Annotated in this window: 15 protein-coding genes and 1 tRNA gene; 7 read left to right on the top strand and 9 right to left on the bottom strand. The window is 31.1% G+C overall.

The window, feature by feature from the left end; translation table 11 throughout:
- Positions 1-359: 359 nt before the first annotated feature.
- The 7 genes from GYM73_RS00145 to GYM73_RS00115 all read right to left on the bottom strand — a co-directional run bounded on the left by GYM73_RS00145 (position 360) and on the right by GYM73_RS00115 (position 5,029).
- Entirely contained in the window at positions 360-866 is a 507-nt protein-coding gene (locus GYM73_RS00145; RefSeq protein WP_255570983.1) for a cupin domain-containing protein, read from the bottom strand.
- Positions 867-911: 45 nt separating this feature from the next.
- Positions 912-1,973 (bottom strand): alpha/beta hydrolase, encoded by a 1,062-nt coding sequence (locus GYM73_RS00140; protein WP_220233758.1) that lies wholly within the window; start codon positions 1,971-1,973, stop codon positions 912-914.
- Positions 1,974-1,983: 10 nt separating this feature from the next.
- Positions 1,984-2,733: a carboxymuconolactone decarboxylase family protein gene (locus GYM73_RS00135; RefSeq protein WP_220233757.1), complete on the bottom strand. Its 750-nt coding sequence runs from the start codon at positions 2,731-2,733 to the stop codon at positions 1,984-1,986.
- A 383-nt stretch (positions 2,734-3,116) separates the two neighbouring features.
- Positions 3,117-3,190, bottom strand: a tRNA-Ala gene (locus GYM73_RS00130).
- Positions 3,191-3,200: 10 nt separating this feature from the next.
- Positions 3,201-3,632, bottom strand: coding sequence for an Rrf2 family transcriptional regulator (locus GYM73_RS00125; RefSeq protein WP_105296402.1), 432 nt, complete (start codon positions 3,630-3,632; stop codon positions 3,201-3,203).
- A 14-nt stretch (positions 3,633-3,646) separates the two neighbouring features.
- Positions 3,647-4,318 (bottom strand): 16S rRNA (cytidine(1402)-2'-O)-methyltransferase, encoded by a 672-nt coding sequence (gene rsmI, locus GYM73_RS00120; protein WP_220233756.1) that lies wholly within the window; start codon positions 4,316-4,318, stop codon positions 3,647-3,649.
- 15 nt (positions 4,319-4,333) lie between these two features.
- The gene (locus tag GYM73_RS00115) at positions 4,334-5,029 is read right to left on the bottom strand and encodes a hypothetical protein (protein ID WP_220233755.1); all 696 of its coding nucleotides are present in this window, start codon (positions 5,027-5,029) and stop codon (positions 4,334-4,336) included.
- 71 nt (positions 5,030-5,100) lie between these two features.
- Between GYM73_RS00115 and GYM73_RS00110 the strand changes: the two genes are divergently transcribed.
- Together GYM73_RS00110 and GYM73_RS00105 are read left to right on the top strand one after the other, a co-directional pair.
- A complete protein-coding gene (locus GYM73_RS00110) occupies positions 5,101-5,706 on the top strand; it encodes a thymidine kinase (protein ID WP_220233754.1) in 606 nt (201 codons plus the stop codon).
- 14 nt (positions 5,707-5,720) lie between these two features.
- Entirely contained in the window at positions 5,721-8,165 is a 2,445-nt protein-coding gene (locus GYM73_RS00105) for a bifunctional UDP-N-acetylmuramoyl-tripeptide:D-alanyl-D-alanine ligase/alanine racemase (protein ID WP_220233753.1), read from the top strand.
- A 225-nt stretch (positions 8,166-8,390) separates the two neighbouring features.
- Here GYM73_RS00105 and GYM73_RS00100 read toward each other — a convergent pair whose 3' ends face one another.
- The gene (locus GYM73_RS00100) at positions 8,391-9,122 is read right to left on the bottom strand and encodes a S24 family peptidase (RefSeq protein ID WP_255570981.1); all 732 of its coding nucleotides are present in this window, start codon (positions 9,120-9,122) and stop codon (positions 8,391-8,393) included.
- A 355-nt stretch (positions 9,123-9,477) separates the two neighbouring features.
- On the opposite strand from GYM73_RS00100, the gene GYM73_RS00095 reads away from it, so the two are divergent.
- The 5 genes from GYM73_RS00095 to yaaA all read left to right on the top strand — a co-directional run bounded on the left by GYM73_RS00095 (position 9,478) and on the right by yaaA (position 13,547).
- Complete coding sequence (locus GYM73_RS00095) at positions 9,478-9,747, top strand: hypothetical protein (protein WP_105296408.1); 270 nt, start codon at positions 9,478-9,480, stop codon at positions 9,745-9,747.
- 254 nt (positions 9,748-10,001) lie between these two features.
- Positions 10,002-10,355, top strand: a complete 354-nt coding sequence (locus GYM73_RS00090) for a hypothetical protein (RefSeq protein ID WP_160542565.1) — start codon at positions 10,002-10,004, stop codon at positions 10,353-10,355.
- 261 nt (positions 10,356-10,616) lie between these two features.
- Complete coding sequence (gene sufC, locus GYM73_RS00085) at positions 10,617-11,351, top strand: Fe-S cluster assembly ATPase SufC (RefSeq protein ID WP_220233752.1); 735 nt, start codon at positions 10,617-10,619, stop codon at positions 11,349-11,351.
- Between the two features lie 45 nt (positions 11,352-11,396).
- The gene (sufD, locus tag GYM73_RS00080) at positions 11,397-12,662 is read left to right on the top strand and encodes a Fe-S cluster assembly protein SufD (protein WP_220233751.1); all 1,266 of its coding nucleotides are present in this window, start codon (positions 11,397-11,399) and stop codon (positions 12,660-12,662) included.
- Positions 12,663-12,788: 126 nt separating this feature from the next.
- Positions 12,789-13,547 (top strand): peroxide stress protein YaaA, encoded by a 759-nt coding sequence (gene yaaA / locus GYM73_RS00075; RefSeq protein WP_220233750.1) that lies wholly within the window; start codon positions 12,789-12,791, stop codon positions 13,545-13,547.
- Between the two features lie 16 nt (positions 13,548-13,563).
- Here yaaA and GYM73_RS00070 read toward each other — a convergent pair whose 3' ends face one another.
- Positions 13,564-14,094, bottom strand: coding sequence for an RNA polymerase sigma factor (locus GYM73_RS00070; protein ID WP_158254190.1), 531 nt, complete (start codon positions 14,092-14,094; stop codon positions 13,564-13,566).
- Positions 14,095-14,270 lie beyond the last annotated feature (176 nt).

The following is a 14,270-nucleotide window of genomic DNA, read 5'->3' as shown; positions in this document are numbered from 1 at the left end:
TATTTTTTCATTAATATATATTTTATATTTCAGATGTATTAATAATTAAAAACTTTATTCTTAAGATTGAAAACAATATTTTACCTTATATATAATTAATAATGATTGATTTTTATTTTTACTATACAATCATTTTGTTTTTTTATAACCTTTTTAAAGTAAACAGATGTAGTAATATTATTCGACGCATATAATTGTTACCCTATTTAGACTACAAAATGAAAAATTTAAATTTATTATCCTGAACTTGATAATATACTTTTGAGTATATAGGTTTTACTATTCGAATATTTTAACTACTAGCAGCAGTATAGTATTATCGATAAAATGGATTAGAATATAAAATATTACCTTTTAAATTAAAAATCCCCGCTAAAATATTCTTTATCGGTAACCGGATGAAGCCACACAGCTCCACCTAAATTGCTATTAGTTCCAATGGCAATATGTGTCATGGACTGATCTTTTGAAGCTCCATGCCAATGCTCAATAGCAGGCGGACATTTTATTACATCTCCTTTTTTAATAATTTCAACGGGCTCCCCTTTTTCTTGATACCATCCTTCCCCTTCAGTTATCAATAATATTTGGCCTCCTGGGTGATAATGCCAATGAGTTCTTGATCCCGGCTCAAAACTTACAGAACCAATTACAACATTATAAACGCTATCGGATGGAGCTAAATATGTTAACCATACGTTTCCTGTAAAATGCTCATTGGAAACCTTAGTTCCTTTAGGAAAAATCGCCGACACTTCCCGTGCATCCTCCAATCTATTACTTTGATGGGCACTCCTACACGCCATTAATAATAATAAAGTACATAAAAGTATTCCTTGAAAAAATGAGCCCCTAATTTGATTCATGGTTTATTAAATTTTAAAAAAACTTGATGATTTATCCACTACTTTTTAAAGGTTTTTCTTATAAAATTCAACTAATTTATTTACTGCTTGAGATACATATTCAGGTTTCCAATAGGTTTGTATATGAGTTGCCCCTTCTATTTGGAATAACTCCTTATTTTTTGCATTAATAGCCTTAGAAAAAGCTTCTTCGGTCATGTATTTGGTATCTGCTTTATTTCCAGCAATCATTACTAATGGCTGATTAAGTAATTCTATTTGATCGGTCGCATCCCACGCCATTAAGTATATAAGACTACTAGTAGTATAAAGAAAAGTTGAATTGGGATGCGCATGAGTTCTGTAATAATATACAAATCCTTCACGATATAAATCCGTAGGAGTTTTATTAATCTCTTCATCCGTAACACTAGCTACTCCCGAATACAAAATTTCTCCTCCGGATGCTTCTTGGGCTCGAGCCTCGGATGCTTGTTTTAAACGTTCTTGAATCGTACTGACTTGTGAGTTCCGGAATCCATTGCGTCGTACTTCTCCCGAATTAAACATACTAAGAGTGGCTATAGCTTTTAATCTTTTATCTGTTTGAGCCGCCTTAAGTGTATATCCACCACCCCCGCAAATTCCCAGAGCTCCGATACGATTGGTGTCAACTCCGGGGTATTGAGAAATGTAGTCTGCCATTCCATGAATATCTTCGGTGCGATAGGCAGGATTATCCGTATGACGAGGCTCTCCCCCACTGGCTCCTTGGTAGGCTGCATCGGCAGCTATGGTAATATAACCTGCTTCTGCCAGTTTTTGCGCATAAAGTCCGGCAGTTTGCTCTTTCACTCCCCCGTTAGGATGGGCTACAACTACAGCCGGATATTTTTTTGAAGAATCGTAATGAGCCGGAGTATAAACATTAGCCGCTATTTCAATCCCATGTAATTTATAGGTAACCGGATGTATATTTACTTTTCCCGGTTCATTTTTTCCGATCGCGCCTTCATAAACTAAGGTAAACGGATTTTGTTGATCGTTTTTATAAGACGATTGTGCTTGTATTGCATCAGCCCCTACTAATGATGTTGCAATAGCTAATATTGAGGTTAATTTATTCATGATTAAAATGTTATGTATTTTTTTCTTGCTGTTCAACTATTTCATTTACAATTTTTCTTACAGAGGAAGCTTCTTTTCTTTTTAAAGTTGTTTTTATTATAGATGTAAATTGTTGAAGTTGTCGGGGAGACCATCCTACATTAAGACAGATATTTAAATGTGAACGAAGCATAGGTTCTGCTTTTCCTATTGCACTAATAACTGAAATGGTTACTAATTCCCTTTCAGCATAAGTAAGAATATCTCTTTCAAAAATATCGGCAAATAAATGTTCTTTCAAAAAGGTATCAATTATCGGAGCAAATGCTGAATAACCACTAAGTTTTTCAGGTTGTTGAATTTTAGTCAATTCTTCAAGTATCTTTTTTCCTCTTTCATATTTGTTTTCGTTCCTCTTAAGGGGAGAAATATCTTTTCCATCTATATCTTTTATGCCTTGATTTTTACGATCCTCAATCACTTCCATAAAGGTTTGTAATCCCCGAATACTTCGCGGAAATCCACAATAGGCATATAAATGTACCAAGATCTCTTTGATTTCATTTACTGTTAAACCGGAGTTAAGCCCATTATTTAACGCTTTTTTAAGTTGAGATAAGTCTCCTTTAGCTGTAAAGCTCGATATAATTATTATACTTTGCTGCCTGGAATTCAAAAGAGGATCATGTATTTTATTGTTATGTTGCGATTTAAGATGGCTAACCATACCAATGACAATAAATAAAAACAGTATGGTTTTATGATATATTATTTTCATCATTTAAATACATGCAGTTATTAACATGGATCTTTTAAAATTTAATTATTTCATCTCTACCCATACTATAATTGCAATGATTATACCTTTATAAATTTTTAAATCGTTGACAAAGACACCGATGGTATTCTTTAAACTATTTTTAAATTATTTTAATGATAATCATGTTTATTAACATTGATAGAGCTAATGTAAATTTCTGATTTTAAACCACGTTAATTTGTATATCTATTACCTTTATTTCTACCAATATAACTGATTTTTAAATGGATTGATTTTCAAAAGAGAGGAGGTAATTACTTATAGATGTAGAAATAAGAGTTATTAAAAAATAAAAGCACCGAATTATTTTTTTGGTGCTTGTTTAAATTTATTTCCTTTATTTGTGGAGCTGATGGGGCTCGAACCCACGACCTTTAGACTGCCAGTCTAACACTCTAGCCAGCTGAGCTACAGCCCCGAATTTTCGATCACAAAGATAACTTATTTTTCTTTTTTGCCAAACTTGCTAAGGTTGTTTTTCTATATATTTCTAAGGTAGCATCTCGAACTTCTATAAATACATCTCGTATGGTACAAGTATCTTCTGTTGTACAAGTATCACACGGTTGATGATACATAATCGACACACAAGGCAATAATGCGATCGGACCATCCATTAATCGAATCACTTCTATCAAGGTTACTTTTTCGGGATCTTTATTCAATCGATACCCTCCTTTTGCTCCTCTTCTACTGGTTAAAAATTGTGCGTTCTTAAGGTCTCTTAAAATATTTTCCAAAAACTTTTTGGGAATATTTTCATCATTAGAGATTTCTGTCGACAATATACTTTTATCCTTATCTTGTCTTGCTATATAAATTAAAGCTTTTAATGCGTATTTACACCGGTTGGAAATCATAAATCTAAAGATACTTATTTTCCTTCAATTAGTAAAACTATTTCCCCTTTCAAAGGCTTTTCTTTGCATATTTTTACTATTTCGCCTACTCTGCCACGCAACGTTTCTTCATACATTTTGGTAAGTTCCCTGCTTATGCTAACTCGTCGATTTTCTCCGAAAATTTCCGAGATTTGTTCCAAAGTAGTATTTATTTTATGGGGGCTTTCATATAAAATAATAGTTCTGCTCTCTTGAGATAGCTCTTTAAGTTTAGTTTGCCTTCCTTTTTTGGCCGGTAAAAAGCCTACAAAAATAAATTCATGAGAAGGAAGACCTGAGATAGCCAGGGCAGGAACAAAAGCCGTTGCTCCCGGAAGGCATTCTACCGATATATTTTTTTCTATACACGATTTTACAAGCATATATCCGGGATCCGAGATTCCCGGCGTTCCGGCATCGGTGATTAAAGCAATGACAAGTCCTTCAGAAATTTGCTGAGTATATCCCTCTGTTTTTTGATGTTCATTAAACATATGATATGATTGCATAGGCGTTTGGATATCGTAATGCTTTAAAAGCTTTCCGGAAGTACGAGTATCTTCAGCCAAAATTAAGTCTACTTCCTTTAAAAGCCGTAAAGCCCGCAGGGTAATATCTTCCAGATTTCCAATAGGAGTTGGAATTAAATATAGCTTTCCACTCATATACTTTATAAACTTTTAAGAATCAAACCTGTGTACTATTAAACCGGATAGACGTTCCACATATTCTTCTTTGTTTTTCCAATTGTATTTTACGAACATTTTTTCCATCCATCTTTTTGCTTCTTCTATCGTTTGGGTTTGGTTTAACTGAGCAAATTCAGCATCCATATCTGATTTGCTGCCATTAAACAATTGACTGATAAATGCTATGGAATCATTAAAATCTAAATTAATTGGTCGTACAATTCTATTCTTTTCTTGAGGTTTTATTTCTGCAATTTGGATATTCAGAGAATCCATTTTTTTTAAATTTTCTTCCTCAGATTTTCTCATCTCTTTAGTTATGTCAACTGCTTCTACAAAGGGATCCTCAACTTTTTGTTCTTCTGTGATTACATTGTTTTCAACATTATCTTTATTTATTGATTCTATAGGATCAGACACTTCACATATTTCCTCTTTGTCCGTTTCATAAAAATCTCTAACCTCTACTTTTTTTTCCTGAACTTTACCATTACTTTCTAAATTTTCAAGAATCTGCTGATATTTAGAAGTAGATAATTGTTTTAAAAAAATAAATTTTTCGTATAAATTTTGAATTTTCTGCTGATGCGACAAAAGACCTGAAAAGCTTTGCACACGGCTAATTTCTCCGGCAATGGACTTTATTTCCTCTAGAACTTCCTTTTGAAATATTTCTTTAGCATTCATAATTTGCTTTTTAATATGTTCGTTAATTTCTACTTTTGTAAAAATTTTTATTAAAGACCCGAAATTTACAAATGTTTCTTGAAAATACAACAAATAGCACTCAACAAACTGGCTGGATTGAAGTAATTTGCGGTTCCATGTTTTCCGGTAAAACTGAAGAACTTATACGCAGACTTAAACGTGCAGAATTTGCAAAACAAAAGGTTGAAATTTTCAAACCTGCCATGGATGTAAGATATGATGAAACATTGGTGGTTTCCCATGACCAAACTTCTTATCCCAGCACTCCTATTGATAATCCTTTAGAAATTCCTCTTTTGGCAGCCGATTGCGATGTTGTAGGAATCGATGAAGCTCAGTTTTTTAGCGATACTATAGTGGAAGTTTGCAATCTACTTGCTAATCAGGGCAAAAGAGTTATAGTTGCAGGTTTGGATATGGATTTTAAAGGCAGACCTTTTGGACCGATGCCCTTTTTAATGGCTACCGCCGAATACGTAACAAAAGTACATGCTGTTTGCGTAAAAACTGGAAATTTAGCTAATTATTCCCATCGAATTTCATCCGGTGAGAACTTGGTGGAATTAGGAGAAAAGGACAAATATGAACCTCTAAGCAGGCAAGCTTTTTGGGATATAATGAATAAGGAAAAAGTACAGAAAAAGGATGAAATTTAACTAGAGATTCTACGATGAAATATTCAGCATCTCAACTGGCCCGCATTATCGATGCCCAACTCATCGGCAATCCTGATAGAATAATTAAACATGTTTTCTATGACAGCCGAAACATAGTATCTCCTGCCGATGGTGCTTTTATTGCATTTAAAGGAGTTCGAGACGGACATACTTATATGGAAGATGCTTATAATAAATCGGTTCGAATTTTTATAGCGTCACATATTCCCTCAATGCATCACGATGCTACATATTTGATATTAGATGATACGGTTTCTGCATTGCAAAAATGGGCTCGTCATCACGCAACTTCTTTTCCTAATCTTCTAACCATAGGCATTACAGGAAGTAATGGTAAAACCATACTAAAAGAATGGCTTGACCAATGTTTATGGGATGAATTTTCAATTATAAAAAGTCCTAAGAGTTTTAATTCTCAAATTGGACTTCCCTTATCTCTATTACAAATTACTTCTAAACACAATTTAGGAATTTTTGAAGTCGGAATTTCCAAACCCGGTGAAATGGATAAACAGGAAGATGTTTTGCATCCTTCGATTGGAGTTCTCACAAATGTACTGGCAGCTCATTCCGAATATTTTAAAGATCGGGAAGAGCAAATTGTGGAAAAAATTAAACTTTTTAAACACTCAAGTGCAATTATTTATCCAAGTGATCCGATTATTTCAAAAATAATTCAAAAAACGTATCCCAATAAAAAATTAATTTCTTTCGGAAAGGACAATTCAGACATCCAATTATTAGATATTTCTCTTACCGGTAATACAACAGAATTGAACGTTTCCATTTGGAGGGAAAAAAGAAAATATACTATCCCTTTTACTGACAATGCCTCTATTCAAAATGTATTATGTTTAGTAGCCGTACTTTCTGAATTGGGTTGTAAATACGATTCTATACAAGAAAAAATTTTTCATTTGCAACCGGTATCGATGCGTTTAGAACAAGTATCGGGAATTAATAATTGTACTATTATAAACGATACCTTCAATTCGGATTATCAATCATTGGAAATAGCCTTACAGTTTCTTTTTCAGCAAAATAAACCTAAAAAAGTATTGGTATTATCAGATATTTTCCAATCTCGTCTTCCTGAAGCTGCATTGTATAAAAAAATTGCTGACTTGGTTAATTCTTTTCCTTTACATCATGTCCTTTTAGTAGGAGAAAAAATGCACCAATATCAAAGCTTATTTAATGCTATGTTAAAAAGCTTTTTGTCCACGGCAGAAGTTATTAAGTTTTTAGAAAGTCGATCTATAAAAGATGCTGCCCTATTAATTAAAGGGGCCCGCAAGTTTGAATTGGAAAAAGTTGCTCAATTATTGCAAGTTCAATCTCATGATACCATACTGGAAGTTAATCTGAATTCACTTTTGAATAATGTAAATTATTTCAAAAGTCAATTAAAACCTAAAACTAAAATTATTGCCATGGTTAAGGCTTTTTCTTACGGTTTGGGAAATTTTGAAATTGCAGAAGTTTTACAATATTATCATATAGATTATCTGGCAGTAGCTTATGCGGATGAAGGTATTAATTTAAGAGACCGGGGGATTTATTTACCTATTATGGTTATGAATCCTGAAATCAGCAGTTATGATCGTGTCATTGAATATAACTTGGAGCCGGAAATATACAGTTTTAGGGAACTTGATTTATTTACACAAAAATTAAAAGAAAAAAACGTATCGGATTATCCTATTCATATTAAAATAGATACCGGAATGCATCGCTTAGGCTTCCAACCCGATGAAGCTCAAAAATTAGGTGATTTATTAAAAGATAATATTTATGTAAAGGTAAAATCGGTTTTCAGTCATTTTGCAGTGTCCGATGTGTTAGAGCAAGAAGAATTTACCAGATTACAAGCGACGAAACTGAAATATTCATTTGATCTATTAGTTAAAATATTAGGTTATCGGCCTCTTCTTCATATAGCAAATTCAAACGGTATTTTTAATTATCCTGAATATCAATTTGACGCCGTTCGTTTAGGTATTGGTATGTATGGATATATTGATAACGAAAAGGCTTTAAAAATGCTGGAAAATGTAATTACTTTAAAAACTGTTATCTCTAATATTCACAATCTTAAACCCGGAGAAACGGTTGGATATGGTCGACATTATGTTGTTGAAAAAAATTCTTCTATTGCAACTTTACCTATTGGCTATGCAGACGGTATTCGTAGAATCATAGGAAACGGTAAAGGATATGTAACGATACAGGGAATGAAAGCTCCTATCATTGGAAATATTTGCATGGATATGATGATGATTGATGTAACGGGTATTGCTTGCAAAGAAGGAGATCCAGTCATTATAATTGGTGAAAATCCTAGTTTGAAAGAATATGCTGACTGGTATCAAACAATTCCTTATGAAGTCTTAACCTCTATTTCGCCCAGAGTAAAGCGCATCTATTACAGGGATTAAATATTCCTTATTATACTATTATATTTGAGGATCATCTATATTCTTATATAATTTTGAACTAATAAGCCTTTAATTACTATTGATCACAATATTATTTATTTATAAAAAATTTATAATATCTACAGGTTTTAAAAAAAACGGTTAAGGTAAAAAAGTTACTTTATGAAGTTTACAAATAAATTTTACTTAACCGTATAAAATCTTAAATGTATTAAAAATAGTAATTTAATTATGCAACCGTATACTTGCTCGTATTAAAGCAATAGCATTTATATGTTCCATTAACATATCTTTAGGCTGATGATGTTGATTCTGTGAAACCAGCTTTATATAATTGTCCCCTAATTCGGATTTTTGGACAAACTTAACGGTAATATATTCACTCCAATCATCAATTTTTATAGATAGTAAATACATTTCTCCCCAAAAAATTTTATCTAAAGTTATTTCTTTATATAATACTATATCACCACTTTTCAGTAATGGATACATGGAATCTCCTTTCACATATACTCCTCCATCACAATTAGCTATACCCGGTATACGAATTCGATCCAGAATTGCTTCACTGGAAGTCCCCTTAAAAAGCTCAACCAAACCGGCTGTAGCTTCTAAATCATATAATGGGACATCTTGTATTTCTCTAACAGGATCCGCCGTTTTACGGTGCACATTTATCGGAACAGTAATAATTTCTTTTCCTCTCGGAAATCCTGATCCTCTTTTTAACATGGATTCCCTTCCGGTAAGAAGCCAATTTACATTTATTTCATCAAACTTATTGGCAATATCTTCTAATATATCATAAGAAGGTTTAGTTCCTTCCCTTTTTAATCGGTTTAATTTTTCCGAAGAACTATATCCCAACCCATTAATTGCAAAATCATGAACACTTCTAAATCCTTTATATTTAATGATCTCAGCTATTCTTTCAAAGAAATTTGTGTTATTTTTCATATTTTATTTATTTTTTGCAAATATGTTTGTATGTTTGCTTTGTATTATAACGTAAATATACATTAATTTTTTAAAAACCCATATAATTACCAGAAAATTAATTTATTAGATATCGAAACTTTTATTTCGATTTACAAACAAACAAGAAAGATGTTAACTAAATAGGAACTAATAAATGATTATATGAATATAAAGAACAAAATACCATTTTTAAGATTGATTCCACGAATTATAACGGTTTAGTTAAATATAGTGCGCGAATTTAGAATGTTATTAATATTCAATTATAATCCGATTTAGCTTAGTCTCAATTAGCAATTAAAAAGAAGCAATTCACCAATTAATACACCATACCATGAGAAAAAGAAAATTAAACATCCATGATTTAAGAACCTGTTTAAGCTATGATTCTGAAGTTCGAAAATTTCTTAGTTTAAAGGAAAGATGCATCATCCATCATAATCAAATTAAAATTTTAGAGTGGTCCTACCCTTTAGAAATACCCGTCGATCTCATTGATAAAATTGAAGATAAATTAGATGAAATACGTCGAAAAAGATGGAAACGACCTGAGTTTCATTTTGAAAGAGAAAGCAACCATATTACGAGAATACAAATAAAATGAAAGAAAATATTCTTTTTTTAAGATTTATCTATTGATATGTTACCGATTTCATTTTGTAAGAATTTCCTTTTTTTATTCTTTTTTATTGAAAGCTTCTTTATTATTAGCTTTTCTTATCCCTTAATTTTCAAGAAGTAATAAGCTAATAATTTTTGTTATCGAAACTAGACACCCTAAAAATTAATATTTTATATGATATAATTAAAGTGTATTTCATATTTAAAACCTTAAATAACAACCTTTAAAAAGTCCATATGATACCATATTATAAAGAAATTAACGAAACACTATTTGATTTTTTTATCCAAAACAAAGGTGTGATCCTTGTTACTGTGATCAGTATGATCGCTCGTTCCTTATATAAAGGAACTTCTGTATGCAGACTTCTTATCAAAACACCCATTTCCATAATAATAGGAATTTCTATGGGGATACTGATGCAAGAATTTACCGATGTATCCCACAATACTATATACGTATTATGTATGCTTACCGGTGCATATACGGGAGAAATTTTAGATGGCATTGAACAACTTTTAAAGTGGATTCCATCGGCTTTAAAGAAAATTATAAGTAAAAAACTGGATATTGACGATAAAGACTCTTAATTTAAAGAGAATCAACATCAATTGGATTCATGGAATTTATTAAAACATACTTTTTTAAATAAGAAGTATTTTAAAATGAGAGATTTTCTGTGAAATATTCCATTTAATAGGAAACCTTTGCATTAGTAAGTCTTTGAAAAATATTTATTTAAATAATGTTAATCAATTTTGAAATCAATAAAATTTATAACCTATTTTTTACAGCAGTTATAAAGGTAGTATATTTGTTTTTGAATAAGTTTAAGATAATATACGATAAAAATGCTATCAATAAAAAATTTGCACGCAAGAATTGGAGAAAAAGAAATACTTAAAGGAATAAATCTTGAAATCAATAAAGGAGAAGTACATGCGATTATGGGTCCTAATGGAGGGGGAAAAAGTACGCTTTCCAATGTAATTACCGGAAGAGAAGATTATGAAGTTACCGAAGGTTCTATTCTTTTAGATGGAAAAAATTTGTTAGACCTTGCTCCTGAAGAAAGAGCCAATGCCGGTATATTTATGTCTTTTCAATATCCCGTGGAAATTCCGGGTGTTAGCGTTTCCAACTTTTTAAAGACAGCCATAAATGCTAATCGCAAAGCTCGTGGACAGGAAGATATTTCGGCACAGGAATTTTTACAAAAAGTTAAAGAAAAATCTGAAATGCTTGAAATAAGAAAAGATTTTCTTTCCCGATCTCTTAATGAAGGATTTTCAGGTGGTGAAAAGAAAAGAAATGAAATTTTCCAAATGGCTATGTTAGAACCTAAATTATCCATTTTGGATGAAACGGATTCAGGGCTTGATATTGATGCATTACGTATTGTTTCTAACGGGGTTAATAAATTAAAAAATAAAGATAATGCCGTTTTAGTTATTACTCATTACCAACGCTTATTGGATTATATCGTTCCTGACTTCGTACATGTTTTAATGAACGGAAAAATTATAAAATCGGGAACTAAAGAATTAGCATTGGAATTAGAAGAAAAAGGTTACGATTGGTTATAATTTTGAATTCGCCAATCAGTCATCCTCTTAACTAAAATTAGTAAAATGAACATTCCACAACATACAGAATTAGTAAAAATTATAAAACAAGCTCAACAAACATTAGAGAATAGCAGTCTTCCAACCTCAAAAAATGAAGATTGGAAATTTTCAAAAATAGCAGATTTTAATCCGGAAACTTATGAAACTGCAAAGAATAATCCTGTTTCTAAAAAGATTATAGAGAGTATTTTAGGTAATGAATCGACTTCTTTTAAAATAGTTTTGATTGATGGAATCATTTCACCAATGTATTCCAATTATCCACAGGATTCATGGAAAGTGCTTCCTTTTTCTGAAGCTTTAAAAAATGAAACGTATCAAACAATTATTCTCTCTAAGCTAAATTCCATTTCTAATAATGAGAATTATTTTAACGTATTAAATACGGCATCATATCAAGAAGGAATTTTTATTTATGTACCTAAACATACAATAGAGAATCAGTTAATTGAATTAATCTATATAAGCTCAAAACAAGAATATAAGGCCATTAGCAACCTTCGTAATTTATTTGTCATTGAAGATCAGTCTCAAATTCAAATTTCTGAAAGAATTCATACGCTTTCTGAATTGGACTTCTTCCATAATATAGTTACAGAAATAGTTGTTGGAAAAAATACGAATTTCAGCCTTTATAAAATTCAGGATGATAAACATTCCTCTTGTTTAATAGACTCTACCTATATTGAACAAGAAAAAGACAGCAACGCCTTTGTGCATACTTTTTCTTTTGGCGGCAAAACGGTTCGTAATGAATTATCTTTTGATCACAAAGGAGAAAATATCAATTCAACATTAAAAGGGGTTACCCTTATAGGAGATGGACAAGAAGTGGGAAATCATACACTTGTAAAACATAACCAACCTAATTGTGAAAGCCATGAACTTTATAGAGGGATATATCAAGATTCTGCACATGGCATATTTAACGGAAAAATTAAAGTAAATAAAATAGCTCAAAAAACGAATGCTTTCCAGCAAAATAATAATATTTTGCTATCTGAAAATTCGAGCATCGATACGAAACCTCAGTTAGAAATTTTTGCAGACGACGTGAAATGTTCCCATGGATGTACCGTAGGTCAACTTGATGATGATGCCTTGTTTTATATGAAACAAAGGGGAATACATGAGAAAGAAGCTAAAGCTTTACTTATGTTCGCATTCTGTGCGGATGTAATGGAATCTGTTTCCATTCCTTATTTGAAAAATAAAATAAACAAGATTATTGCTCAAAAATTAGATGTAAATTCTGATTTTGAAATATAAAAAATATATATAATTTTTTTCAAAGGTTAGGATTAATTCCTAACCTTTCGTATTTAAAAAAGTTAAATTCAACGTTTAAACTTCAATCTTTTTTAATAACTTAGCTACATCGCTAATAAATTTTAAATGAAAATACTTCTTTCTCCGGCAAAAATTATGAGTTTGGAAACCAATTCAAGCTGGAATCAACACACTCAACCCGAATTCATTGATTATAGTAAAAAATTACAACATGTTTTAAAGGAATATTCTCCATCTGATTTAGAAAATCTATTGAATATCTCATCAAAATTGTCCGAAGAAAATTGGGAACGAATTCAGAAATGGACTCCCAATCCTTTAAAAAAGGAGTGCTTACAGGCAATTTTTGCATTTAAAGGAGAAGTTTACAGAGGGCTAGATGCCGAATCCTTATCCAAATCCGCCTTAGATTATTTACAAAAAAATTTATTAATTTTTTCAGGCCTTTACGGTTTGCTTCATCCTTCAGATGATATTATGTTATATCGATTGGAAATGGGAAAAAAACTTAAAACCGAACAAGCCAACGATTTATATGGGTTTTGGAAAGATATATTGAATACTTATTTGAATAACTTACTTGAAAATGATGAACCTATACTAAACCTTGCGAGTAAAGAATATTTTAAAGTAATTGACCTAAAAAAGTTGAAAGGTCAAGTTATGGATATTGAATTTAAAGATTATAAAAATGGATCTTTAAAAAGCATTATGATGTATTTTAAAAATGCCCGTGGAAAGATGACTCGTTGGTGCGCTGAAAACTCTATCACCCATTGGGAGGATATCAAGACGTATAATGAGGACGGCTATGAATATTCAGATCAATTATCTACAGAAAAAAGTTTAGTATTTGTCAGGTAATTAAAGTAAATCTTTTTTAAGATAAAAGCTTACGTGCTCTCATCAAGCTTACTTTTACATTAGCTAAAGATAAACCAGTTTCTTCAACTATATCTTTAAGCTTTTTACCTTCTACATATCGTGAATAAATTAATTTTCGATAATTTTCAGGAAGATTATTTAATCTTTTTTCAAATGCTTCTAAATTTTGTTTATCAATAAACAACTGCTCAGGCGATGGTTCCCAATCTCTTGGCTGTTGATAGTCATCGTCTAAAAATTTATTTTTATCCTTATTTTTTTTTCTTAAAAAATCTATGGCTGAATTATGTGCAATGGAAGTAACCCAAGTTCTAAAATCAAAATCAGAATTGTATAAATTTAACTTACTTAAAACTTTTGTAAAGGTTTCAACAGTGAGCTCTTCTGAATAATTTTCATCTTTCACTAAAGAAAAAATATAGGACTTAATATCACTCCAAAATAAATTTACTATTTTACTTTGAGCCTGTTGCCTGGAATTTTTTGCTTCTTCGATTAGCTGTAATAGATCTAATTTATTTTTCAATTTGAAATTATTCTCTTTTTTAGTTGACAATCTACAATAATAATACCTAATTAAAAAAATAAAAATTTAATAGTTACACTTATTATATGAGCACTTATCAACCTTTATTCCATTTGTATATAACAATTTCATGGCATTATTTTTGAAATTATCTTATCCTAATAATTACATAAAAT

Source organism: Apibacter sp. ESL0432, from assembly GCF_019469225.1.
GTDB lineage: Bacteria > Bacteroidota > Bacteroidia > Flavobacteriales > Weeksellaceae > Apibacter.
This window is presented reverse-complemented; position numbering and strand designations above follow the sequence as displayed.

Excerpts from the sequence above, each read along its gene's own strand:
- GYM73_RS00140 (WP_220233758.1), bottom strand. The coding sequence starts at position 1,973 with ATGAATAAATTAACCTCAATATTAGCTATTGCAACATCATTAGTAGGG.
- GYM73_RS00095 (WP_105296408.1), top strand. The coding sequence starts at position 9,478 with ATGAGAAAAAGAAAATTAAACATCCATGATTTAAGAACCTGTTTAAGC.
- GYM73_RS00125 (WP_105296402.1), bottom strand. The coding sequence starts at position 3,632 with ATGATTTCCAACCGGTGTAAATACGCATTAAAAGCTTTAATTTATATA.
- sufC (WP_220233752.1), top strand. The coding sequence starts at position 10,617 with ATGCTATCAATAAAAAATTTGCACGCAAGAATTGGAGAAAAAGAAATA.
- GYM73_RS00115 (WP_220233755.1), bottom strand. The coding sequence starts at position 5,029 with ATGAATGCTAAAGAAATATTTCAAAAGGAAGTTCTAGAGGAAATAAAG.
- GYM73_RS00105 (WP_220233753.1), top strand. The coding sequence starts at position 5,721 with ATGAAATATTCAGCATCTCAACTGGCCCGCATTATCGATGCCCAACTC.
- GYM73_RS00090 (WP_160542565.1), top strand. The coding sequence starts at position 10,002 with ATGATACCATATTATAAAGAAATTAACGAAACACTATTTGATTTTTTT.
- sufD (WP_220233751.1), top strand. The coding sequence starts at position 11,397 with ATGAACATTCCACAACATACAGAATTAGTAAAAATTATAAAACAAGCT.
- yaaA (WP_220233750.1), top strand. The coding sequence starts at position 12,789 with ATGAAAATACTTCTTTCTCCGGCAAAAATTATGAGTTTGGAAACCAAT.
- GYM73_RS00135 (WP_220233757.1), bottom strand. The coding sequence starts at position 2,733 with ATGATGAAAATAATATATCATAAAACCATACTGTTTTTATTTATTGTC.
- rsmI (WP_220233756.1), bottom strand. The coding sequence starts at position 4,318 with ATGAGTGGAAAGCTATATTTAATTCCAACTCCTATTGGAAATCTGGAA.
- GYM73_RS00110 (WP_220233754.1), top strand. The coding sequence starts at position 5,101 with ATGTTTCTTGAAAATACAACAAATAGCACTCAACAAACTGGCTGGATT.
- GYM73_RS00145 (WP_255570983.1), bottom strand. The coding sequence starts at position 866 with ATGAATCAAATTAGGGGCTCATTTTTTCAAGGAATACTTTTATGTACT.
- GYM73_RS00100 (WP_255570981.1), bottom strand. The coding sequence starts at position 9,122 with ATGAAAAATAACACAAATTTCTTTGAAAGAATAGCTGAGATCATTAAA.